This window comes from Umezakia ovalisporum Ak1311 (assembly GCF_029891685.1).
GTDB lineage: Bacteria > Cyanobacteriota > Cyanobacteriia > Cyanobacteriales > Nostocaceae > Umezakia > Umezakia ovalisporum.
In genome coordinates, this window is sequence record NZ_JANQDJ010000045.1 from 1 (window position 1) to 22,442 (window position 22,442).

The 22,442-nt window shown below is 41.4% G+C and carries 21 protein-coding genes, 1 rRNA gene and 1 other RNA gene; 7 read left to right on the plus strand and 16 right to left on the minus strand.

The window, feature by feature from the left end; genetic code table 11:
- The first annotated feature begins 262 nt into the window (after window positions 1-262).
- Window positions 263-421: a hypothetical protein gene (locus NWP25_RS08090; RefSeq protein WP_280699171.1), complete on the plus strand. Its 159-nt coding sequence runs from the start codon at window positions 263-265 to the stop codon at window positions 419-421.
- 135 nt (window positions 422-556) lie between these two features.
- Complete coding sequence (locus NWP25_RS08095; protein ID WP_280699173.1) at window positions 557-1,807, plus strand: HhoA/HhoB/HtrA family serine endopeptidase; 1,251 nt, start codon at window positions 557-559, stop codon at window positions 1,805-1,807.
- A gap of 86 nt (window positions 1,808-1,893) precedes the next feature.
- Here the strand turns inward: NWP25_RS08095 and NWP25_RS08100 are convergent, their stop codons facing one another.
- Together NWP25_RS08100 and NWP25_RS08105 are read right to left on the minus strand one after the other, a co-directional pair.
- Window positions 1,894-2,265, minus strand: a complete 372-nt coding sequence (locus NWP25_RS08100) for a TSUP family transporter (RefSeq protein ID WP_280652160.1) — start codon at window positions 2,263-2,265, stop codon at window positions 1,894-1,896.
- A 22-nt stretch (window positions 2,266-2,287) separates the two neighbouring features.
- Window positions 2,288-3,253, minus strand: a complete 966-nt coding sequence (locus tag NWP25_RS08105; RefSeq protein WP_280657534.1) for an acetamidase/formamidase family protein — start codon at window positions 3,251-3,253, stop codon at window positions 2,288-2,290.
- A 710-nt stretch (window positions 3,254-3,963) separates the two neighbouring features.
- Here NWP25_RS08105 and NWP25_RS08110 point away from each other — a divergent pair.
- Window positions 3,964-5,640, plus strand: coding sequence for an MBL fold metallo-hydrolase (locus NWP25_RS08110; protein ID WP_280699175.1), 1,677 nt, complete (start codon window positions 3,964-3,966; stop codon window positions 5,638-5,640).
- Window positions 5,641-5,712: 72 nt separating this feature from the next.
- On the opposite strand, the gene NWP25_RS08115 is transcribed toward NWP25_RS08110, so the two are convergent.
- Both NWP25_RS08115 and NWP25_RS08125 read right to left on the minus strand, forming a co-directional pair.
- The gene (locus NWP25_RS08115) at window positions 5,713-6,024 is read right to left on the minus strand and encodes a DUF6679 family protein (protein WP_280652163.1); all 312 of its coding nucleotides are present in this window, start codon (window positions 6,022-6,024) and stop codon (window positions 5,713-5,715) included.
- A 952-nt stretch (window positions 6,025-6,976) separates the two neighbouring features.
- Entirely contained in the window at window positions 6,977-7,765 is a 789-nt protein-coding gene (locus NWP25_RS08125) for a Nif3-like dinuclear metal center hexameric protein (RefSeq protein ID WP_280652165.1), read from the minus strand.
- Window positions 7,766-7,945: 180 nt separating this feature from the next.
- On the opposite strand from NWP25_RS08125, the gene NWP25_RS08130 reads away from it, so the two are divergent.
- Window positions 7,946-8,629 carry a DUF1997 domain-containing protein gene (locus tag NWP25_RS08130; RefSeq protein WP_280652166.1) on the plus strand — a complete coding sequence of 228 codons (684 nt, stop codon included), beginning with the start codon at window positions 7,946-7,948 and terminating at the stop codon, window positions 8,627-8,629.
- A 57-nt stretch (window positions 8,630-8,686) separates the two neighbouring features.
- Here NWP25_RS08130 and NWP25_RS08135 read toward each other — a convergent pair whose 3' ends face one another.
- Window positions 8,687-9,157, minus strand: coding sequence for a DUF4079 domain-containing protein (locus NWP25_RS08135; RefSeq protein ID WP_280652167.1), 471 nt, complete (start codon window positions 9,155-9,157; stop codon window positions 8,687-8,689).
- 263 nt (window positions 9,158-9,420) lie between these two features.
- On the opposite strand from NWP25_RS08135, the gene NWP25_RS08140 reads away from it, so the two are divergent.
- Complete coding sequence (locus NWP25_RS08140) at window positions 9,421-10,698, plus strand: ankyrin repeat domain-containing protein (protein WP_280652168.1); 1,278 nt, start codon at window positions 9,421-9,423, stop codon at window positions 10,696-10,698.
- Window positions 10,699-11,408: 710 nt separating this feature from the next.
- On the plus strand, window positions 11,409-11,930 hold the full coding sequence (locus tag NWP25_RS08145) for a cobalamin biosynthesis protein (RefSeq protein WP_280652169.1): 522 nt from the start codon (window positions 11,409-11,411) through the stop codon (window positions 11,928-11,930).
- On the opposite strand, the gene NWP25_RS08150 is transcribed toward NWP25_RS08145, so the two are convergent.
- The 7 genes from NWP25_RS08150 to NWP25_RS08180 form a co-directional block, all read right to left on the minus strand.
- On the minus strand, window positions 11,871-12,224 hold the full coding sequence (locus NWP25_RS08150) for a phage holin family protein (RefSeq protein WP_280652170.1): 354 nt from the start codon (window positions 12,222-12,224) through the stop codon (window positions 11,871-11,873). The two genes, NWP25_RS08145 and NWP25_RS08150, sit on opposite strands and share 60 nt — an antisense overlap.
- A 20-nt stretch (window positions 12,225-12,244) precedes the next feature.
- The gene (locus NWP25_RS08155) at window positions 12,245-13,045 is read right to left on the minus strand and encodes a peptidoglycan-binding domain-containing protein (RefSeq protein WP_280652171.1); all 801 of its coding nucleotides are present in this window, start codon (window positions 13,043-13,045) and stop codon (window positions 12,245-12,247) included.
- A 113-nt stretch (window positions 13,046-13,158) separates the two neighbouring features.
- Window positions 13,159-14,439: a M16 family metallopeptidase gene (locus tag NWP25_RS08160; protein ID WP_280652172.1), complete on the minus strand. Its 1,281-nt coding sequence runs from the start codon at window positions 14,437-14,439 to the stop codon at window positions 13,159-13,161.
- Between the two features lie 76 nt (window positions 14,440-14,515).
- On the minus strand, window positions 14,516-15,757 hold the full coding sequence (locus NWP25_RS08165) for a M16 family metallopeptidase (RefSeq protein WP_280652173.1): 1,242 nt from the start codon (window positions 15,755-15,757) through the stop codon (window positions 14,516-14,518).
- A 268-nt stretch (window positions 15,758-16,025) separates the two neighbouring features.
- A non-coding RNA gene (ssrS, locus tag NWP25_RS08170) (6S RNA) lies at window positions 16,026-16,209 on the minus strand.
- A gap of 60 nt (window positions 16,210-16,269) precedes the next feature.
- Window positions 16,270-17,424 (minus strand): 5-(carboxyamino)imidazole ribonucleotide synthase, encoded by a 1,155-nt coding sequence (locus NWP25_RS08175; protein ID WP_280652177.1) that lies wholly within the window; start codon window positions 17,422-17,424, stop codon window positions 16,270-16,272.
- Window positions 17,421-17,909, minus strand: coding sequence for a pentapeptide repeat-containing protein (locus NWP25_RS08180; RefSeq protein ID WP_280652174.1), 489 nt, complete (start codon window positions 17,907-17,909; stop codon window positions 17,421-17,423). The genes NWP25_RS08175 and NWP25_RS08180 overlap by 4 nt, the downstream gene beginning before the upstream one ends.
- 870 nt (window positions 17,910-18,779) lie before the next feature.
- Here NWP25_RS08180 and NWP25_RS08185 point away from each other — a divergent pair.
- The gene (locus tag NWP25_RS08185) at window positions 18,780-19,100 is read left to right on the plus strand and encodes a slr1957 family protein (protein WP_280652175.1); all 321 of its coding nucleotides are present in this window, start codon (window positions 18,780-18,782) and stop codon (window positions 19,098-19,100) included.
- A 213-nt stretch (window positions 19,101-19,313) separates the two neighbouring features.
- Here NWP25_RS08185 and NWP25_RS08190 read toward each other — a convergent pair whose 3' ends face one another.
- The 4 genes from NWP25_RS08190 to NWP25_RS08205 form a co-directional block, all read right to left on the minus strand.
- Entirely contained in the window at window positions 19,314-21,218 is a 1,905-nt protein-coding gene (locus NWP25_RS08190; protein WP_280652178.1) for a GTPase family protein, read from the minus strand.
- Between the two features lie 218 nt (window positions 21,219-21,436).
- Window positions 21,437-21,554: ribosomal RNA gene (rrf, locus tag NWP25_RS08195) — 5S ribosomal RNA — on the minus strand.
- Window positions 21,555-21,727: 173 nt separating this feature from the next.
- Window positions 21,728-22,150 carry a hypothetical protein gene (locus NWP25_RS08200; RefSeq protein ID WP_280699178.1) on the minus strand — a complete coding sequence of 141 codons (423 nt, stop codon included), beginning with the start codon at window positions 22,148-22,150 and terminating at the stop codon, window positions 21,728-21,730.
- Between the two features lie 15 nt (window positions 22,151-22,165).
- A partial coding sequence (locus NWP25_RS08205; RefSeq protein WP_280699180.1) for a Calx-beta domain-containing protein occupies window positions 22,166-22,442 on the minus strand: 277 nt, incomplete at its 5' end.

Here is a 22,442-nt window from a genome sequence, read left to right on the forward strand (position 1 = left end):
CGCTACCTTCAAGCTTGTATGTGTCAACAAATCAGTTATGTTCATTGGATGGAAGATATTATGAGATGTTGACATTTTCACCTTTGATAGGACTACTATATCTAACTATGTAAAGTTTTGTAACGACATTCAACATTTCTGAACTGTCAGGGTTTTTCCCTTTAAATATTATATTCTTTATTGTCGGAAAATGACAAAAAAGGGGTAAGTGTCCGTAAGTGGATTTGTCCAAGTTGCCAAAGAACTTATGATAGAGGTGAGAATGGCGTCAACAAATACTGTGGGACACACAGCATTTGAAGCTTGTAGAGAAACGGTAAGACCAGCTGGTACAAGTACCAAAAAGCGTGTTCCTAAGAAGCAAGACTCCTCCGCTACACTGCAAAGCAGTGTAGCGGGGAGTCTCAAAGGTATACTGTAGCTCTCACATACCGAACAAGCTGAAATCGGTTAAAATGACAAGTATTCCCAAACTAGGCAACACCTTTGCAACAAAAACATCAAAAATAATATCTACATTAATCAGTAATACATCTAAATGTTCTGATACACAGCAATGAACAAGCAAGTAAATGACCGAGATTCCACACTTGATCAAGCTAATGCCAAGTATCAAAATCACGTGCCTTGGAGAAAAGCAGCAGCCTCTTTATCACTGGTGTTGCTGGGATCAGGTATGACATTAGCAGCTGGTTATGTAGCTGAAAACCATCAGCACATATCCGAGAGAACATCAAACCTAGGAGTAAGCCGAGTCAATGCTGCTCCTCCCTTGCCAGGTGCTACAGGTTCTAACTTCGTTACCCAAGTGGTGCAGAAGGTGGGTCCATCTGTGGTGCGGATTGAAGCTTCCCGAACTCTCAGCAATCGGTTTCCTGCTGAATTTAACGATCCATTTTTCCGCCAATTTTTTGGGTTTCGGCTGCCAGAACAACAAAGCCGAGTACAAAGAGGCACTGGTTCGGGTTTTATCATCAGTGAAGATGGTAGCATTCTCACTAATGCCCATGTAGTATCAGATGCGGATACCGTAAAAGTCATACTTAAAGACGGGCGTATTTTTGAAGGTAAAGTCATGGGGAGCGACGAATTAACAGATGTCGCTGTGGTCAAAATTAATGCAAAGAATCTACCCGCCGTAGAATTGGGGAACTCAAACGAACTGCAAGCAGGAGAATGGGCGATCGCCATTGGTAATCCTTTAGGATTGGACAATACAGTAACTACAGGAATCATTAGTGCCACTGGTCGTAGTAGTAATCAAATTGGCGCACCTGATAAACGAGTTGAATTTATTCAAACCGATGCAGCCATTAACCCTGGTAACTCCGGTGGTCCTTTGTTAAATGCTCGTGGTCAGGTAATTGGGATGAATACAGCTATCATCCAAAGAGCACAAGGACTTGGTTTTGCCATTCCCATCAATACAGCTAAACGAATTTCCCAGCAATTAATTGCTACAGGTAAAGCGCAACATTCCTATCTGGGAATTCAGATGGTAGAGTTAAATCCTCAAGTTAAGCAACGTCTGAACTCAGACCCCAATAGCGGTGTCATGGTCAATGAAGATAAAGGTGTTTTAATTGTGCGCGTGATGCCCAATTCACCCGCAGCTAAAGCCGGTTTACGTGCTGGGGATGTCATCCAACAGCTTAACGGTCAATCAGTCACAGATGCTAGTAGTATCCAAAAAGCAGTAGAAAATGCTCAAGTCGGGGGAAATTTGCGCTTAGGATTGCGACGCAACGGGCAAAATATTAACTTAGCTGTGCGAACTGGTGCTTTACCTACTGAAAAAATACAATAATTGACTGAGGGCCTTTTACATGAGTGCTGAGTAAAGAATTATTTTCGATCTCCACTCTTTACTCTTCACTCTTCATTGCTAATTTCCTAAACTCCCAGCAAATACCGTAGACCAAGAAGTAACAAAAAAATGCCATACAACTTCTTGATAATTTCACTAGTAATAAATGGCTGATTAGCAAATAAAGCTCCAAACAAGTTACCAAGTATTAAACCAGCAGCGATAATTCCTGCATATTTAATATTCATGTTGCCATGACGATAATACACTATTGCACCTAAAATCCCAATGGGCAAAATTTGAGCAGCAATAGAAGTGCCAGTGGCATACTTCTGATCTAGACCCACTAACAACACCATTGCTGGTACCATAATCGCACCACCCCCAATACCAAACATACCACCAGTCAAGCCAGCAAGTAAGCCAATACTGAACATTTGAATAACTAAATTAGACATATTTATTAATATTTAGAAATATTTATAAATTTATTTGCCCTGAGAGTATGGATTTGGGTAACATCCCATGAACACCTTTTTGGGGACTATTGACAACTTGAGTAATGCGAAAATTTACAGCTAAACTACACAAGACATAAGCATCTTCTGCCGACAAATTTATGAAATGTTCCATAAGATCAATCATGTTTTTAACAGCTAATTCTAAGGCTGTATCTAAACTTGAAGCAAAACCCATTGTGATCATATCAGTTGGCGTTTCAGCTATAGGTGTTGTCAGTTGCAAATCCTTCCGTAGGGTCAGCTTGATTCTGCCATTCATAGAAGTTTCAATAGCTGTGACATTAACTTCCCCATCTCCCTGGGCTGCATGTCCATCACCAATAGAAAATAATCCACCTGGAACAAAAACAGGTAGAAACAGCCGCGAACCTGCTTGGATTTCACGATTGTCAATGTTACCACCATAACTACCAGGTGGAATTGAAATGCGGGCATTTTCTGGGGTGGCAACACCAAGGATACCAAAAAAAGGTTTGAGGGGAATTTTGATACCACTATGAACCGGAAACTCAGCGACATTATTTCCTAAATCCAGGGGAATAAATCTCAGCGCGGGTTGAGTAAACTGTTGTGATAAAGCGCCCCAACCTGCACGAATTGCATTAAAACCAACTGGTAAACTAGGTGCGATCGCTTGTAATTCTATCTCCAAAACATCACCTGGTTCAGCCCCCCGCACATAAATAGGCCCCGTTAGCAAGTGCGGTCCTGGGGCAACTTTACGTTCTGAAGCTAGATTTTGGCAAATATCCACAAATTCTGGTGTGAGAAACTCCGGTGGTGCTTGGTCGTAAACATAATAACCAGTGTAAGTTTCTACATCTATGGTATCACCAGAGTTAATCGTGAGTACTGGTTTGAGTAGATTAGAGAAACCTCCAAGATGTACAGTATCTCTAGTGGCTTTTAAAATATGATGAGCCATTTCAGTATTTACACTATTTGAAGTACTAATAATTACAGTTTAGTAAATTTTTAGATCAATTTTATTCACAAAACACACTAGGCAATTCAAGTCAATTTTTTCCTTTCTTAAGATTTATTTCGCTTTGATGCCGAGGTGATGTTGTGTATAGACAGGTTAGCGAAAAAGTTATACAATTCGACTGGCTGGGGTAAATTTACCTATTGCTCAATCAGCACAACCATAGTAAAGATTTTCTGGTGATTCAGCCGGATTTAGCAAGCATTCTATTACCATAGGAAAGTCTTGAGAAAGGAAAAACAAACAAATGGATGTAAAGCTCATTTTAGTGGGATTAACAATTGTATTCACTGCTTTGTGTTTGTTCTTCGGCACTAAAAATGGATTTTATGACTCAGAAAACTATCATGGTAATGGCTCTGCACATTGAAATGACCTCAATAGTAGGAATCTTACCTTGAAAACGTCAACAGGCGAAATTGGCAAGAGGCAAACTGTATTTAATTCCAAATAAGAGTGTTTCTTGTTAAATAAATTTTCTGAACAGCCTTAAGTTCAGGACCAGCGTCCTCCCCAATCAAAAGTTTTAAATCTCAGGGTGTAGGGGCGCGTAGTAAAATCTGCCCCTAAGTCATAAAACCAAGATTTAGGACTATTCTTCTTGGCTTTTGATTTATGTCGATATTGATGAGGTTAGAGGGGAGGATAGCATGAGGGATAATCCGTCGGCATCCTCTCGCGTTAATGGTGACGAGGCAACCAGTGAATTAAACTGTTTGCCCTATAGTGTCCAGCACAATGACGAGGGTGTGTGTTTATTAGTGCGGATGGGGCCACACCGTATTTTACTAGATTGTGGATTAGGTGATAGTTCATCATTGCTCACCTCCTTCCCTAAGTCAGCACCTCGAAGTAGTTCCCCAATGCCAGCGGACTTAGTTTTGGTCAGTCACGCCCACCCTGATCACGCCAGAGGACTACTAGACCTACATAAAACTTTTCCTCTGTTACCTATTTATGCCAGCGAGGTGACTAGCAAGTTACTACCGCTTAATTGGCTGGATCAAGATCCCCGGAAAATTCCTCAGCTTTGTCATGCTTTGCCATTGCGATCACCTGTGGAAATCCAAGCAGGTTTGGTCGTGGAATTATTTCCCGCGGGACACTTACCAGGAGCAGTAGTAATTTTACTGACCTACACCACCGCAGCCCGTTCTTACAGGCTACTGTACACAGGAGATTTTTTCTTGTCCAACTCCCGTCTGGTAGAAGGCTTGCGTTTAGAAGAATTGCGGGGATCAGAGCTAAACGTACTGATTCTTGAAGGCACTTATGGCACATCTCGTCATCCCCACCGCCGGCACCAAGAAAATCAATTAGCGGAACGGATTAATCGAGCCATCAGCGATCATTGTTCTGTACTGCTGCCCACACCCGCTTTAGGATTAGGTCAAGAATTGTTGATGTTGTTACGTTCTCATCACCACTTCACCGGCAGGGATTTAGACATTTGGGTTGATGGTGCTGTCGCCGCAGGTTGTGATGCTTATTTGGAACTACTGCCCCATCTACCCCCATCAGTGCAGAACTTCGCCCGTCATCAACCCTTGTTTTGGGATGAGCGAGTGCGTCCACGAGTCCGTCGTTTGCAGCCAGAACATCGTGCTACTGTGGGCAAATCTCCCTGTATTGTGCTGACGGACTCCACAGCTAATTTGCACCAATACTGCCAAACAGAAACTGGCCCTTGGTTGATCCTGTTACCAGAAAAAATTGATATAAAACTTAATAAAGAATACTCATCAAACAGTACCGACGAAAGTTATCTCCTCGCCCAGCATAGCGATGGGCCTGGAAATACTCAGTTAATTCATAATTTGCGTCCCCAGCACGTTGTTTTTGTCCACGGCTCCCCTGCATACTTAGCAGATTTAACTAGCTTAGAAGAACTACAAAACCGTTATCACGTACATTCTCCACCTGCTGGGACTTTAGTAGAACTGCCAATTGGCGAGACATTTTTACAACCAGCACCTCCAGAAACTAGTTATGAAGGCGAACTCACAGAGTTAGGAACAGTCATCACAGTTACCTTACCGGATGCGATTACAGATGACCCACGTTGGCGACAGTTTGCCGATACCGGTTTAGTAGAAGCTCGCTGGCAAGGAGAAGAACTCGTGTTGCGGGGATTGTCTCCACGAGAACTGTTGCACCAAAGTAGCGATCGCTATACTTGGTCTGATATAAATTGTTGTGGTACTTGTCGATATCAAAGAGGACAACGGTGTTGGAATCCCGCTTCTCCGTTACACAACTTCAAAGTAACCCTGGAGGGATACTGCCCTGTTTTTGAGCGCTTATACAACTCTCATAGCCAAACTTAAATGATGAGTCCCCAGCAGACAGTGAAACCGAGGACTCATTACTTTTCCCTCAAGACTCAACTAATTGGGTCTTTACTCGGGATTTGAGTCAGGATAATGGTTACGGATACGCTCTGATTCTGGACAATCTTCCGTCATCAGAAAATCTATATTACCGCGTGGTACTGAGGCTAACTTTTGGGTTACGGAGCCAATGCTTTCCAAGCGAACCATCTCCTCCCAAGCACAAACTTCGTCTTCCTCGTCTGTCTCATAGCGTAGAGTCACTAAATCCCCCTCTATATCGAGGATGCGGGCGCGTTCAATCCAGCGTTGCTGGTCCCGCAAGAATACACATACCTCGCGCCCATCGCAACACAGTTGATAAATCTTGCGGTGTAGCATGTACTGCTTCTACCTTTTTAAACAACGTAGTTAAACCTGTGAAATTTGGGTTTTACCCCATTTAGATACACCTTCTAGAAATTAGTTTCCAGATTCAGGAGCACTGTATCTGACGATTCTACCAATAGAGTTACTTGTGTTTGCCACAATCTAGAGAAATTTGAATTCACAGACTCACAGCTACTGTACCTGTTGAACGAAATCTCCTTCAGGTTGTTCAGCGAATGTCTACCTTTATGAAGTCACACAGTTCGGGAATTGTCCTGACCAGACTGATATTTGCTGGTAAATCTTTCCAGAGTTGTGTAAGAAAAAGTACCCCAAATTAAGCATTGAGCACGGTTGTTTGATTTGCTTACTTGTAGTCATTAGCATTGCTTGCAAGTCCGGGAACTTTGCTTTATTTTTATCCCCATGTACTTGATCTTAACTCATTCTCTTGCCGACCTTAATGCTTTTGAGCAACAATCGCCAAAGAGTTTTAAGTTGACGCACTGGAAACTAAAAAGTAGATGTGCGTAGTATAAGGAATTTTCCACTACAATACAGTGGCAGAATTACCGAATTTTACATTGGCGGGCAAGTTCTATTGGCAGTTGCAAGGATGCTTTCATTTTGATTGGACCTGTGCTGACTGCAGCACATAAAGCTGAAAGGATTAGTAAATCTTCTGAACCACAGCACTTAGTCGCCAGCACTTGATTGAGTAAACCCTTAGATTCAAGACTAAGATATCCAGTTTGGAAAGCAGATTCAACAATTGTAGGAATCATCTTGAATAGGGTACGGCGAGAATGTTCTGAGTTTCATTGTGGAACGTCTTTTCTTGTTATTTATTGACATAAAACCATAAATCGAAGTGATTCCCATTAACCAACTAAGTAATTTGAATCATGCTAATTGTGCAATAATCCTAAAGTTAAAATCAATCAAAAAGGACATTTATGTAAAATTAAGCCCAAAAATAACGGAAATCCTCGTCTTCGTCACTCAATTTCACCCAGTCTAAATTTAAAGACATAAATCTTTGCACTAAGCCATGGCAAGCAGGACGTTCAGTGGCATAATGTCCCGCATCAATTAAAACTAAACCATGATCCCGGCCTTCCTGAAACTGATGGAACTTACAATCAGCAGTTAAATAAACTTGAGCACTCGTTTTAGCTGCCGCCGAAATAAAACTAGCTCCCGAACCACCCAACACAGCCACCCGCGAAATTGTCTGCTCTAAATCAGCAGTGGGTGAAAAAATTAGACGAGGAGGAGCGAGTTTGGCTTGAATTTTACTGAGTAACTCCTGTAAACTCAGAGGTGGTTCTAGTAAACCAACGCGCCCGTAGCCTAATCCTGCTTGTGTCGCTACTATAGGAGCCGCTTCCTTCAAATCTAAAATTTGAGCCAAAACATCAGCTGTACCATCCTGTACTTGATCAAAATTTGTATGAGCGCTGTAAATCCCAATATTATGGATAAAAGCTAATCTAGCCATTTCTGCAATGGCCTCACCACTACGCAAAGATTTGGGAGGACTAAAAATTAACGGATGATGAGCAAAAATTAGATTAGCATTGAGGGCCATCGCCTCTTGCATAACAGCCAAAGTAGGTGTCAAACACACCAATACCCGTGCCTTTTTCTCTAGCACACCTGGTTCAATTTGCCAACCGCAATTATCCCAGCTTTCACACCAAGCCGGATTTGCCCATTCTTCAAACCAAGCAATTAAGTCTACGATTTTCACACAAATACAATCCTAAGAAACTAATATCTGATTGTTTATTTCTCTAATTTTAGTGATTTCATGAAGTTTGTGACAGATTATTGAGGTTTCAGGCAAAATGTAAGTCCACTGCTAAAAGACACTGGCAACTTGGTAATTCTTAATTCATAGAAACAGGCTATTTTATAGGGGAACGAATTGATGCTTTCGACAAACGGCGAATATCAATCTTGGGACATAAAAGAAACAATTGTACCGGTAGCGTCAAGCTTAAAAGAATCCGAAAACACAGTTACAGAAGCAACTGTTGGGTTAACCACCAAGTTTTACGGTCATTATAGCGACTCAATGCCCATGTATAGCCCAGCAAATCAAGTTGCTGAGTATCTTGAAACCCACGCTTCCTGGTTTTCCCGTTGTGCTGAACCGATGAAGGTACAACCATTGGGAGAACATGGTTATGCTGTGATTATCGGCTGCTTTGGCTCTTTTGGTTATGAGGTAGAGCCAAAAATTGGTTTAGAACTTTTACCCCCAGACCAAGGAATATACCGTATTCGCACAATCCCTGTTCCTGACTACCATCCACCTGGCTATGATGTAGACTATCAGGCATCGCTACAGTTGGTAGAACATCAGGTCAACGACAAGAATATTAATTTTAATGTGATTACACAAGTCGAATGGGAATTGGATTTAATGGTTAATCTGCACTTTCCCCAATTTATTCAACGATTACCCAAGTCTTTAGTTAAATCTACAGGGGATAGCTTACTTAACCAAATCGTCCGTCAAGTATCCCGCCGCTTAACTCGTAAAGTTCAAGAAGACTTTCATCACTCTCTAAGAATACCTTTTCCGGTGAATTCGCATAAAAAGCGATAAGTCAACAGTCAATAGTCATTGACTATTGACTATTGACTGTTGACCAAGAACTAATAATTAAGCATTAGTAAGAATTCTTTGGACAATTTGTACACCAGTAATAGCCTGCCAAGTAAACAGACCTAAAAGTATGAAATTTAGAGCAATATGAGTTACACGCGCCCAATTTGCTCCTTTTTGCATGAAAGGAGATAAAGAAGCTGAAAATGCGATTAGACCGGTCATTCCCAGTCCGGCTAGTAAATGCGGGCCTACAAATAACTTACCGTTATTAATGTAGGTAACAGCCATACCACCAATTGCACCTGTCACCATCAAAGCCAACAGTACAGAACCAACTTGGTAGTGTTTAATATTGTATCTACCTTTAATCAGTTCCTTCTTTTCATCCCCTTGAGCGCCTCTGGTACGCTGTACTTGTAGCCCCAGGTAGGCAGCATAAAGTGAAACTGCTAATAGTCCCCACATGGTGAGTGGGTGAAAAAAGTTTAGCCAATATTTAACTTCAGGTGACAGTTCCAGACTCATAGTGTTCTCCCTTAATCCTTAAATCTTCATAAAAATTAGCATAACTCTAATTTCCCTCCTTGGGCTTACCAAGGGTGAAAGATGTCGGAAAATCAGGGGAAAGAAGAAAACCAGGAAATCAAACTCTAATTTTTTGTTTCTTCCTAATTACGAATTACAAGTTACGAACTAGGAATTACCCCTCTTGCCAAAGTGGTTAAACAATTTCAGACTAAATTTTGGGACTAGAATAACAAAACCTGCATGTGCAGGAAATATTCATCATGGAAAACAACGATGTCTTGCTGCTGAAGTCAGCTAAAAGTGGTGACATTAAAGGGCTGTGTCAACTATTGGCTGCTGGTGCTAAGGTGGACGTTACCGACGGCGATGGAACTACAGCGTTAATGTTTGCTGCCAATTTAGGTTACAGGGAAATTGTACGATCGCTATTGGACGCCGGGGCAAATATTAATTTACCCAGAAAACGCTATGGTTTGACAGCTTTGATGTTGGCGGCTAGCGCTAATCAACTCGACATTGTGCATCTTTTGATATTGAGAGGTGCTAATGTGAATGCGATTAATGAAGATGGCAGCACAGCTTTGATGGCAGCCGCACTGAAGGGTTACGTAGATGTAGTGCAAGTCTTACTGGCTGCTGGCGCTGAAGTGAATATTACAGATAAAGATGATGATACAGCTTTGAAACTCGCTGTAAAACACGGTCACAAAGCAGTGTTAAAAAAACTTTCACAAAATGGAGCAGATGTCAATATCCAAGATCAAGAAGGTGAGACACTTTTAATGATCGCAGCCGACTTGGGACTTTTGGAAGTTGTACAAACGTTACTGGCATCTGGGGCTGATGTTAACCTCAAAAACGAGGATGGTATTACCGCCCTATTAGCAGCGGCAGCAGCCGGACATACTGGCATCGCATCTGTTTTACTAGATCAAGGTGCCGAGATTAATTTTCAAGACAAAGATGGTGAAACTGCCCTACATTTAGCCGTTGTAGAAGGCTACATTGATGTCGTGCAACTGTTACTCAACCGAGGTGCAGATCCCCAAACTACAAATCACTTGGGAGATACACCATTGTTTGTAGCAGCATTACAGGGATATAGCCAAATTGTGGAATTGTTGCTGCGTTATGGTGGCAAAATCAATGCCACAACCCTGGGTATACCCCTGATACTAGCAATATCCCAGGGATACATAGACACAGTAAAACTGTTACTAGACTACGGTGCTGATCCCAATACATTAGGGAATGATAGCAAAACAGCTTTAATTAAGGCAGCAGAATACAATTACATAGGGATAATTGAGTTGTTGCTATCTAAGGGTGCAAACGTGAATTTTCAAGACCTAGCAGGGGCAACAGCATTGATGTGGGCAGTCTCTGGGGGTGATGATCAAGCAGTACAGATATTGCTTCAAGCTGGGGCAGATGTAAATGTCAAAAATCGGGGGGGTTATACTGCTTTGATGATTGCGGAATTTAATGGGGATAAAAACATAGCCCAGATTCTGAAAAAAGCTGGCGCACAGGAATAGCCATATTTCCATAAATTTCACACAAGAGTTTACCCAATAACTCAAGCATTTTTGCTTGGTGCTTTTTTCGGATTTGATATGACTCTACTATTTTACTAGGAAGTTCTATCTCAATGGCACTCAGAATAATTGCAGTCATAAACTAAATATCAATAAAGTATAAAAAACTCAAAAAAACAAAACTCCGGCGCAACTGTAGAGACCTAGCTGCGTCGGAGCAAGAAGAAATTCAAACACTAAGGTATAACAGGCAAAATGTTTTTCCCTTAGGGTTTTTTTACTGTGCTAGATAAGCTAAATATATAAGGTTTAATTTCCGGTAACAGTATTATAAGGAGCAGTTTAAAGGTATCATAGTAACACCCCAGCAAAAATGCTTAACTTAGTGGGGATCGCAGGTTAACTTTCAGTGAGTTTCTTCCCCTGAAAAAACTAATTATGTTTTTTTTCTGTGTTGCGCCAATTGCCGCCTCTTTTAGAGTAGCTTCCCTAACCAGTTGGGAAACCAGCCCAACGCATTCACCTCTCTGCGCCTTTGTAATTCGTTATTAAAAATTTAAGTAATTTAAGAGTACATAGGAACTTAATAAAATATTTTAAAAGTTTTACACAAAAATAATTCATTACTAAACTATATAAACTAAATCTACCTGTACCAAAATGCAAAAAATTGATGGTTTTGTCAGTGTAATCAAGACTTGCAATTGGCAATGATAATAAAAATAAATACTTCAGAAAAGCAAAATTTATGGGTAGGAATTGGTTGTCAAAAAGGTACTTCTCAGAAATTGATAGCAACCGCAATAGAGAAGGTATTTCAAGAAAATCAACTCAAGGAAAATGCCATCGCAGGCCTTGCTACTATAGAAACTAAAGCTTCAGAAGTTGGCCTAATAGAACTTTGTCGTTTACGAAGTTTTCCTTTAAAAATCTTTTCTGCTAGGATTTTATCTACTATTACCGTCCCCAGCCCTGGCAAAATCGCTGCAACAACAGTGGGAACTCCCAGCGTAGCCGAAGCATCTGCTATTCTTGCCGCATCGGAAATTACCCTACCTTTAACTACAAACCAAGAGTCAAAGGTCAGGTTATTGATCCCTAAACGTATTTTTCGCTTACAGGGCGAGCCAGGAACAGTGACAGTAGCTGTTGCTGCTAAAGAATTGTTTCTCCTACAAAACCACTCTGAGAAAATAGTTAATCAGACTAGAAACCATGGTAAGAACAATTGAACCCAGTAAAGCAGACCAGAAACCTTGAATTTCAAAACCGTAACCAGGGGTGAAGTTGCTCGCTATCCAAAGGCTTAAAGCGTTGATCACAAATGTAAATAAACCAAAAGTAATCAAGGTAATTGGAAACGCCAAAATACCTAAAATTGGTCTAATAAAAGCATTTACTAAACCAATAATTGCTACAGCCACTAAAGCAGTTACAAAATTCTTGACAAAGAACCCAGGGACAAAATTAGCAGTAATAAGTAAAGCTACCGCAGTACCTAGCCAAGTTAGCAAAAAGTGTTTCATCTGTTTGTTTGAGAAATTACCTATCTTCGCAATAGCGCTTCCCAAGTAGCACCACCAACCACACCGTCAGCCTCCAAACCATAGCGCTGTTGTGCAGCTTTTACTGCTGCTTCAGTCATCACACCAAAATCTCCATCTACATCTCCCGTCAAAAAACCAAGCTTTTTTAGTCGTTGTTGCAGTTTCCTCACTTCCAAATTACGCATTCCTAAACGTAAAATCGGCAACCCTTGCGCGGTATATTGAACACCAGGGATTTGTCCAGGGGATCTAATAGATGGTGTAGAAGGCGGTAATGCAGGGCTTGGCTGAGGTCGAGGACTGACAAGCCTTGTATTTGTGCTGGTCTGAGTGGGAACAGGAAAATTTGTGGTCAAATTAGATGCTGAGTTATCAGAAGAAATCGTTGGTGTTACTGTTGGCTCTCTCGGAAATAGTCGTTGCCAAGTGATGGCATCAACAATACCATCTGGACTCAAATCAACTGCTCCCTTGAACCGAGAAACAGCTTTGGCTGTTTCCTCTCTGTATACACCATCTACTGCACCTGAGTAAAAGCCCAAGAGTTTTAAAGCCGCCTGAAGTTCCGATACCCATTCTCCTTGACTCCCAACTTTCAGGGTAGGACGGCTGATACCACCCTTTGGTGTTGCTTGAGCAACTAGTTGGGGCGTTGCAATTGCTACTACTGCATCAGAAGTAATTAGTAACGAGGTACATGAAAACAAAAGTAACCAATAAAACTTAGTTGTCTTCCAGCAACGAAATGCTTTTGGTGACTCAAAGTAGTTCACAGTACTTGTTATCAGGCTAACTTGCATGGATTTTATTCCCCGAATTTTCTGATGCTAATATTACAACCTCTTAAGTTCAGAAAACAGCTAATGCCATGGCCATCATACCACTTACTTGCACAAAGGCAACGAATCCCCATCTAAGCAGCACTGTAAAACGCACTATTAATTGCTGTTTCTTGACCAACCAAAGACAGATAAGGTTTCTGTAAATACTTACAAGCCGCAGTTATGGCATCTTTAACAGTCACAGATGCGATCAGTTTCTGAAAATGCTGATCAAAATCAAGTCCTAAACCCAAAGTCTCATACCAACCGTATATTTGAGCAATTTGTCCGTTAGTTTGTTTACCCAAAGCGTACTGCCCCAAAATTTTGTTTTTAGCCGCTTGCAAGGCAGTTTCTGATACTTCTCTGGTACAGAGTAAATTCACTTCTGCACGTAGTCCTTGCAGAGCAATACTGGTATTTTCTGGGGCTGTACCCATATACACGACAAATGATCCCGGATACATTTTGGTGGGATAGAATGCCGATACCTCGTAAGCTAAACCCCGCTTTTCCCTTAATTCCACAAACAAGCGGCTAGAAAGCCCGTTACCCAAATAGGTAGACAGCAATTTTAATGGGGCATAGTCTACACAACTGACAGATGCTCCCAAATAACCCAACATTACAATCGATTGCTGTGTTAGCACAGGCTGTAGTCGATGCTGGGGTTCTACCTGAACTTCTGGTAAATGAACTAATGGTAAAGCTTGCACCGGAACTTGCCAATCACCAAATACTCGTTCCACCAGTGCTAGCGCATCTTGTAAAGTGACTCCCCCGGCAATACTAATCACTAAATTATCTGGACGAAAATAAGTTTGGTGATACTGCACTAAGTCAGCACGCCATAAGCCGCTCATAGTAGTTTCATCTCCTAGCACTGACATGGCATAAGGATGATTTTGATACATTACCTCCCGCATTTGGCTAAAGGCAATGGTAAAGGGCTGTTCTTTTTGAGAGCGAATATTTTGTATTGCTAAACGCTTTTCTAGTTCCACTTCAGCATCTGGAAATGTAGGCCATCGCAACATCCGTCCTGCCAATGTTAAAATTTCCGAGAAGTCTGATGTTACCGTCTTTAAAGACAACAAAAAATAATCAGTGGTAGCATCCGCACTTAAACTTGCTCCCACAGATTCTACTTGTTCAGCAACTTCCCAGCTCGAAAGTCCGTCGCATCCCTTAGTCATCACTGCTGAGAGCAAATGGGCTAACCCCGCTTGCTCCCGCTTTTCGTAACAACTACCAGCACGGACAAACATCCGCGCCGCCACAATATCCGCAGTGGGATTTTCTGCCACCAGCACTACAATACCATTCTTTAATACAGTGCGATGAATAGGAGAAGAAGATTGGGAAGGTTTCACAGTTATCAGTAATCAATTACTAGTTATTATGGGTGGTTAGTTGTTAACAGTTACTCTCAACAACCAACCACTGACATTAACAGGATTTAAGTATAGTAACCGCATAATTTTGCGGTGAAAGAAACTGTTTAGCTAATTGTTGGAGGTCTTGCGGATCGAACGATCTAATCTGCTGAGGATATGCTAAAGCTAATTCCGGTTCAGCAATCGTGTTGTAATATCCATAAAGCCCTGTTAACTGATGTGGTGTTTCAGTAGAAAAAGCATATTCATTACAAACCAGTCTACATGTCCGCGCGACTTCCTGCTCACTAATTCCTGTGGTCTGTAAATCATTTAAATGATTAAGAATCAAATTTTCGACTCGCTCTAGGTTTTCTGGCTCCAACCAAGCACTGATTGTAAATAAACTCGATTCTTTCTGCAGGGAAAAGTTACAGCAGATTTCCTGTACTAATTGCAATTCTTCCCGCAGATGGCGCACTAGTCGGGAAGTTCGTCCTTGTGACAGTAACACTGCTAACAAATCTAAACCATAGGCGGTGTGGAGTTGGTTAACCCCAGGTACGACCCACGCCATCATTAAGCGTGCTTGTTGTAGGCGTGGGAAACCAATTTCTTGGCGATTAATTCCCGTAATTACTGGCTCTAATATTTTTTCACACTGTGGACATTCTACTGGCAAAGCAAAATCAGCAAATGATTTATTTACAAGTTCCCATGCAGCCTCTTTAGGAATTCCCCCCACTACTACTACCGTCATGTTTTCTGGTTGGTAGTGCGCGCGATGAAAACAACGCATGGCCTCTGGTGAGTGTTGCATTAGTTCTAATTCAGTACCTAGCACTGAACGTCCATAAGGATGGTTTTTGTAGACACTTTGATTGAGGGCTTGAAATCCTATCCAATCAGGATCATCATTGCAGGAGCGAATTTCTTCCAGAACCACATCCCGTTCGCGGATAAATTCATCGTCTGGAATTGCAGCATTAATCAGCAGTTCTGCCAAGTGGGGCAGAGTATCTCCTAGATAAGAGGCGGCTGTAGTCAGAGTGTAATGAGCATAATCATAGCTCGTAGCTGCATTACTCACCCCCCCCCTGGTTTCAATGTTGTAATCAAACATTCCAGGAGCTAGCCTCGGCGTTCCTTTAAAAATCATGTGTTCTAAAAAATGAGCCATGCCGAACCACGGTTTTGGCTCTAGGCTTGCTCCGGCTCGCACCCAAACATCAGCCACAACTACGGGGGTAGTGGCAATTTCTTGATGGATAAGTGTTAGACCATTATCTAGTGAGAGAACCGAAGCTGGAAACACGGTATGGTTTAGTTGTTGTTGTGACAATTTTTTGTAGCTTTAACCACAATTTAAGACGATTTTTGTTATTTTAACTCTGAACGATCTCTAAATTAGAATCAATGTATACAGATTTCCTTTGGTGAAATAATTCTGTATGATACTTGGCGTCCCCTAGCCATAGATGCACCGAACCAGTTGAACTATTTGAGGAGCGAACCACAAAGAGTACAAGGAAAGAAATAATTAAAGCTCCCAAGTGCTTGCTAACTTTGGGAGCCAAAATTTTAAGTTCACCGCGACGCCGTTTTACCTAAGTTTATGACCTGGTTTAACCAGGTGGGTGCCGACGTTCTTCGTTTGAAGTTTCCGGGTACATGCCCGGTTTACTGCCACGAGACTTGTTAGCTTCCCTTTTCTTTAAAGACATAGATCAAAAAACTTGATGGCAGTCACCAACGTCGTAGTGCAACTAACCCATTATAGCTTCCCAAAATCAGTTGTGTGTTAGGTATGGAAATTTCCTACTCAATTTAACTGGGATACCAGATAGATTCGATGGTATGAACCATGCTACTGATAACATTTCGCTTTTGCTCATCCAGTAATACAGTCACGTGTCCCAGTTTTCGCCCAGGACGTGATTCCCTCTTCCCATACCAGTAAACAAAAGCCTGGGGAATTTCCGCTAGCTTTTGGCGCTGGCTTCGGTAGTCGCTTCGGGAAATTTCATACCCCAGCAGGTTGACCATGACAGCACTAGCACAACGTAAAGTGGGATTTCCCAAAGGTAAACCGCAAACGGCTCTCAAGTGCTGTTCAAATTGAGAGGTTTCACAAGCATCTAAAGAGAAATGCCCGGAATTATGGGTACGAGGGGCAATTTCATTGACCAAAACTTTACCTGTGGCAGTGAGAAATAGTTCTATACCAAACACTCCCACTACTTCCAGACTATTTAATAAAGTATGCGCCATCCCTTGTATTTCTACTAGTTGATTGCGTGTAATGTCAGCCGGTGCAATTACTCGCCGACATACCTGTTGTTCTTGCTGAGTTTCCACCACTGGGTAAGTCATAACCTCACCTTCTACAGAACGAGCTGCGATTACTGCTAATTCTCGTTCAAAGGGTACAAATTCTTCTAATAAATATAGAGATTTATTTAAACCTTGAGTTGTGGTGTGTGAATTTAGCTGTTGCTGCAAAGACGCTAAATCATTAATAATGAAAGTGCCCTGACCATCATAACCATGCCGCCTTGATTTTAGAACAAGAGGGAAACCCAGGTCTACTATTTGAGATGTAAGACTTTCTTGCTCTTCAACGGCAAAAAATCGGGGAACAGGTAATCCCAAATGTTGTAAATAGCGACGCTGTTGATATTTATCTAATAGAGGAGTTAAAGCTGCTAACCTGGGTCGAAAGCAAACACCCTGGTTTTCTACAACAGATAAAGAATCTAAATTAACAAATTCATTTTCAAAGGTAATGACATCAGTCTTCTTTGCTAAAGTCTCTGTGGACATAGCATCATCAACTGCACCCAAAACAGTATCTTGGGCGATGGAAACACCAGGATCATGAGGACTAGGAGTTTGCACCACCAATTCTACTCCTAATTTTTTGGCCGCACTCCCCATCATCCAAGCCAGTTGTCCACCACCAATTACACCAACACGCTTCATCGACATCCCAGAGAATAAAGAGTTTCTACGCCAGTTTTTGAGTTAACACCACTGGCTTGCTTACACAATTCTTTAATTTGCGCTTTATCTAAAATTGCATCTGTAAAATCTGCACTGTCTATATTCACATCAGTAAAAATAGAGCGCAGCAAAAGAGCTTCTTTGAAAATGGCATCACTTAAATCTGCCCCTGTGAACTTTACCTGATCCACCATAGCATTAGTTAAATCCGCTCCGTGGAGATTTGCCTGAGTCATTACCGAAGCACTCATAACGGCTCCCCGTAAATCAGCATCTTCAAAGTTAGCTAATTCCATATTGGCGTTAGAAAATTCAGCTGCTTGTAAACTTTGTCCAGAAAAATCATGTCGAGCTAGTTCTGCATTGCTAAAGGATAGTGGATGAGTCCAATCTGCCCAAACTGGAGAAGCTAGGAACCATACAGTAATCCCCAACATAAATGCTAATCCTTGCTTCCAAAACATAATCACTTAGTTCATTTGGTATCTAATCTTTCCTTCAGCTTACCGCATTTAGATATGGACGTTACATCATTGGAGGGCGAATTGTGACAAAAGTAAGAGTTTTGACATTAAACTGGGTAGTGATACAACAAATACTCCTAGGTGTAATTGTGCGATTTTCTGGTTCAGGAAAATAACTTGCCCGAACATTGATACATTTGGCACAATAAAGCCAATAACTACCCATTTATCACTTTTAAGTTAAAGTTGTGCGTCAACACTATAAAATCACCAGACATAATTCCGTAAATTGGCTTAAGTGACTGCGAGTTAGTACAATGTTCGCTTTCGCTGCGTTTTACTTGACCTATAAACGGGTGCCTCAATAAAGTATTGTTTTTGATAACTTATATATTAAAATATTACAATCAAGTAATTATTCAGTTAATTATTTACAATTCTTGACTTTATCAATAGAATTTTAGGATATAGTTTGATTACTTAGCAAGCGATCGCGCCAATATTGATTTATCAATTCATTAGACACCATCCGAATTCAAATATGATGCGTTTTGGTGAGCCTTTCTAGAGAGTTTCTATGGAAAGTCTGCATATTGTTCCTGCGATATGTTTAGAGATTGATTTACAATTCTTGATATTTGATTTATAAGTAAAGTTTATTGTATTTTGAGTGCAAGATCTACTTTCCACTGTTAATCTTGAATCATGTGAGTAGTGAAGTAATTCTGGTCTGTATTAAATGCTTATACAGCTTTACAAGTAGAGAATATTCTATGAGTTCATTATCTTTGCTTAACTATTGATAAATCCCCCGCAAACTTATATTCACGAATTACACAAATTCCACAAGTCTTAATTACCAACACTGTTATGACTCATTACTCTGTTGATTGGATTGAAGCCTGGTGTCGAGAAAATGGCTGGACAGAATTGTTTGTCGAGCGGCGCAACCACTATTGGGCTTTTCCTCCTGGATGCGTAATGCCTGAACCAATTCCCAATCACGTCCTCCGATTGATTAAAGCCGAAAAAGGATTAACGGTTGAGGAAAGAGTTTGGTCAGCATCGGCGGTAATTGGCACAATCTTAGCTATCATTTCTACAGTTATATTTAAGTGTCCCATGCCCTTAGTTTTTGCGTTTGCTTTTAACGCCGTGACTGTAGCTCAACTTGAAATGGAGGATGCCTAAATATTTAATTCAGGCGTTAACTAGCTCGACTTCAAATCAGGTAATAAGCAGATCCCCCACTCATCCAATAATTTGGGTATCTATATCCTGATAATTTCATTTTTAATTGTGTTGAGTCATCAAGCATAAAAACTGCTTTTAACTCTACTTCCAGCAAAAGCAGTTTTTAATTTTTTGTATAAAAAGTCAAACAAAACTTGATTCTTATTCCTCTTAAACTGCTTTCAAATAGTAATTAAAGCGCTCCCGTAATTTTTCCACACTCAAACCCTGAGTCCAGTACTCGACAATTGCATTACCAAATGCCCAAGCGTTGCGGTCAGCTGTAGCGGAGTTTTCCAGTAGCAATGGCCAAAGAGATAGTAGGTCAAAGTTAAGCTGCTTGACATTACCTGTATCCAATAGAGAAAACAAGTCATAAGCCATTTGCAACTTACCAATCACAATAGGCAATTGTTCTACTGGGATTTTCTCTGCTAGCAGATACGCCAGAGTTGGAGATCCAGTTGATAGGGTAGAAATAAATTGCAGCACAGGACTTTTCAGCAGTGCAGTTATTCCCTGAGTGGTCGCCATTTGGAAGGTGTAATGGTCGATTATTTTGGCAGATGCGGCAGTACGGGCTTCTATGTTACGCAAAAAGCGGGCTAACCTCAATTGTTTAGCAGGAGTAATCGCTTCTATTAGTTGTAAAGATAGTGCTTCTATTCCCCAAACGTCTCGACCTGTTTTGATGTCACTTGTAACAATCGGTAATATGTTCTTACAGAACGGATCTAAAAGTTCAGCGCGGTATTGGGTGGCCTTGCGAATAGCAATTTCCTTAGGTCGATCACCCCATTGCCAATCATAAGGGGGTTGCCACTCTCGCATAGGACGCAGAAGATCTACTTGGGTAACTACCGCAATTGTTGGTAATTCTCCAACTTGCCCCTGGATATCTTGTATAAAAGAGACATCCATTTGCAGAGATGGATCAAGGGCAGGGGTAACTAACAGCAGTAAATCAGCGTTATTAGCATAGCCAAGCACCAAATTTGCCAAATCGCCACCGTTTACTTGTTCATAACCAGGGGTATCCCACAGCGTTAAGGTTTCCCCAGTGGAAGTTTGCCAATGATAATTTTGAATTTGACCTGTGCTGGGTAAAACATCCACCTCTGCAATATCAGCCTGAAATAAAGTGTTAATCAAGCTGCTTTTTCCAGAACCTGTCCGTCCTACAACTAAAATGTTGATCGGTTTTTGTACAACTTCCTCAACTGGTTCTGCTTGGGCTAAAATTTCTCGCAGGTTTTCAGTCTTTGGTGAGGGTAGTTTTGCTGTAGAAATAGTAACTGCTGAAACTGGTAATTTGCTGCTACTGTAAAGCGCCATGGCCTGACGGCATAAATTCCGCAGCGCATTTTCCCGCAGTAGTTGGGCTAAATTAACTAACAACTGCTGAGTTGCTCGGTTAGTATAACCCTTAGTGGCTTGTTTAGCCATTGCTGCTACAGGATTAAATAGCCATTGCGCCCAATTCCATGCTTGCCAAATTTTCCGAGCCGATGGCTCGAGTTTGCGATACACTTCATAAGCTTGGTAAGCTTGCCCAACTGTCACCTGATTCAAAGCTGGCGATAGCTTTTGCATCCACCGATCTAAATCATCTACAGTTCCCCGAATTAACCCGTATGCTTGAGGTATATAAATATTCAACAATGGATATTTAATTTCAGGATAATAGACATGAGCGATCACAGTAACTAAATCCTGGCATCTTGTCCAAAAAGTTTGCCAATCTTCCCAAATCGGGGGGTCATTTTGTGCAGCCTTTAGAATTTCGTGCAGTAGGATTTCTGCTTGCTTTGTAGTGTCTATTTCTACCGTCTTACCTGTGGCTGATTGTAGTTCATCCTTGAGTTCCGCCATCACCGCTTCTACCTGTTTGAGCGCAGGTTCAGTCCATCTCACCACCAGCCAACGCAAACCCGCGAATACCAAGGTAAATATACCCCAGATCCAACTAATACCCCATCTGTGAATTTGCATCCCTGCGGATACTATTAAAAAAGTAGTAATTATTGCAATTGGCAATGCTAACACTACCCATTGCCACAGTTTTAACCGCACCATTTTTTGGTGATACACGCTAATTTTTTGAAGCTCCCACTAATAACTATATTTTTGATTGCAACAGGTGCAGTTTATAGGATTTCAGAGGCTTCTAGCATCCAGAGACTGGTACATTCTATCACGGGATCACGATTAATACCCTATGAAATAAGCCCAGAAAAAAGCAAAAGCCTCTTCTTGTATTGAAGAGGCTTTTGCTTATAGTGTTGAAAAAATAGACCTGGCATCCAGCTATTATTGCAGAGGGCGACCCCTAAACTATCGTTGCCGCGCCGGCGTTTCACCTCTGAGTTCGGGATGGTATCAGTGTGGTTCCACCGTGCCATAGACACCAGGAAAGATTGTAGAGTCAGAGACCCTGAACACTCCAAGCAAGGGTAAGTCGTCTCCTTCGCCTCCATCAATACCATCTATACCTAATGCCGCATTAATTAATGGTGTCAGGGAAACACAAGGGTTTAGCCTGGTGTTTCCCGTTTCATCCCCTGTGTAAAGGGCAAAGCACTCAACTATTGGAGGTTATTTAATTGAGTTAGACTAGCTTCATAAAGTTGGATATTGCGGAAAAAGCCGTTACCATTAGGATTTAGTACATCATGGTCATTGGCAAAGGTGAGATAGTTAAAATCTCCCCTGGAGTAATCTCCCACCGTAATTGTGTGAGTCTTCCAACCTTGACCAATGGTGTAATTGTTAAAGTCTCCTAGTCCCCAATTTTGGGTAGCATTAAGTTGGAATGTTGTTTGTGGGCTATTTACATTATCTGTGTCAAAGCCAATGGCATAAATTTCTCCACCCCTAGTGCTTTGGAATTCAAATTCTAGGATGGTGTTTTGGGTAATGGTGTAATTGTTTATGTCTAGTTTTTTCCAGGTGTTACCCAGTAGGTTTAATTGAGTTTGGTCGTCGGAAATGGTGAATTGCCCATTCAAATCTTGTTGAGGGTCCTAGGAAGAAATGAAATAATCATCTACACCACCTTTCATGTCTAAAATAACGCTGGTGTGTGCATCATCATTTTGGATGGTTCCTATAGCGGTGGTCGTGGTGATAATTGCGCTGTTGGTGGGGTTGGATAGCTTAACGGTAAAGGTTTCATCTGCCTCTACAGTAGTGTCACCAGTGACGTAAACGGTAATTAGTCGAGATGTGTCTCCTGGGTTAAAAGTGACGCTACCTGTTGGTAATGTTCCCCCAAAGTCCTCTGGGTTGGCGGGGTTAGTT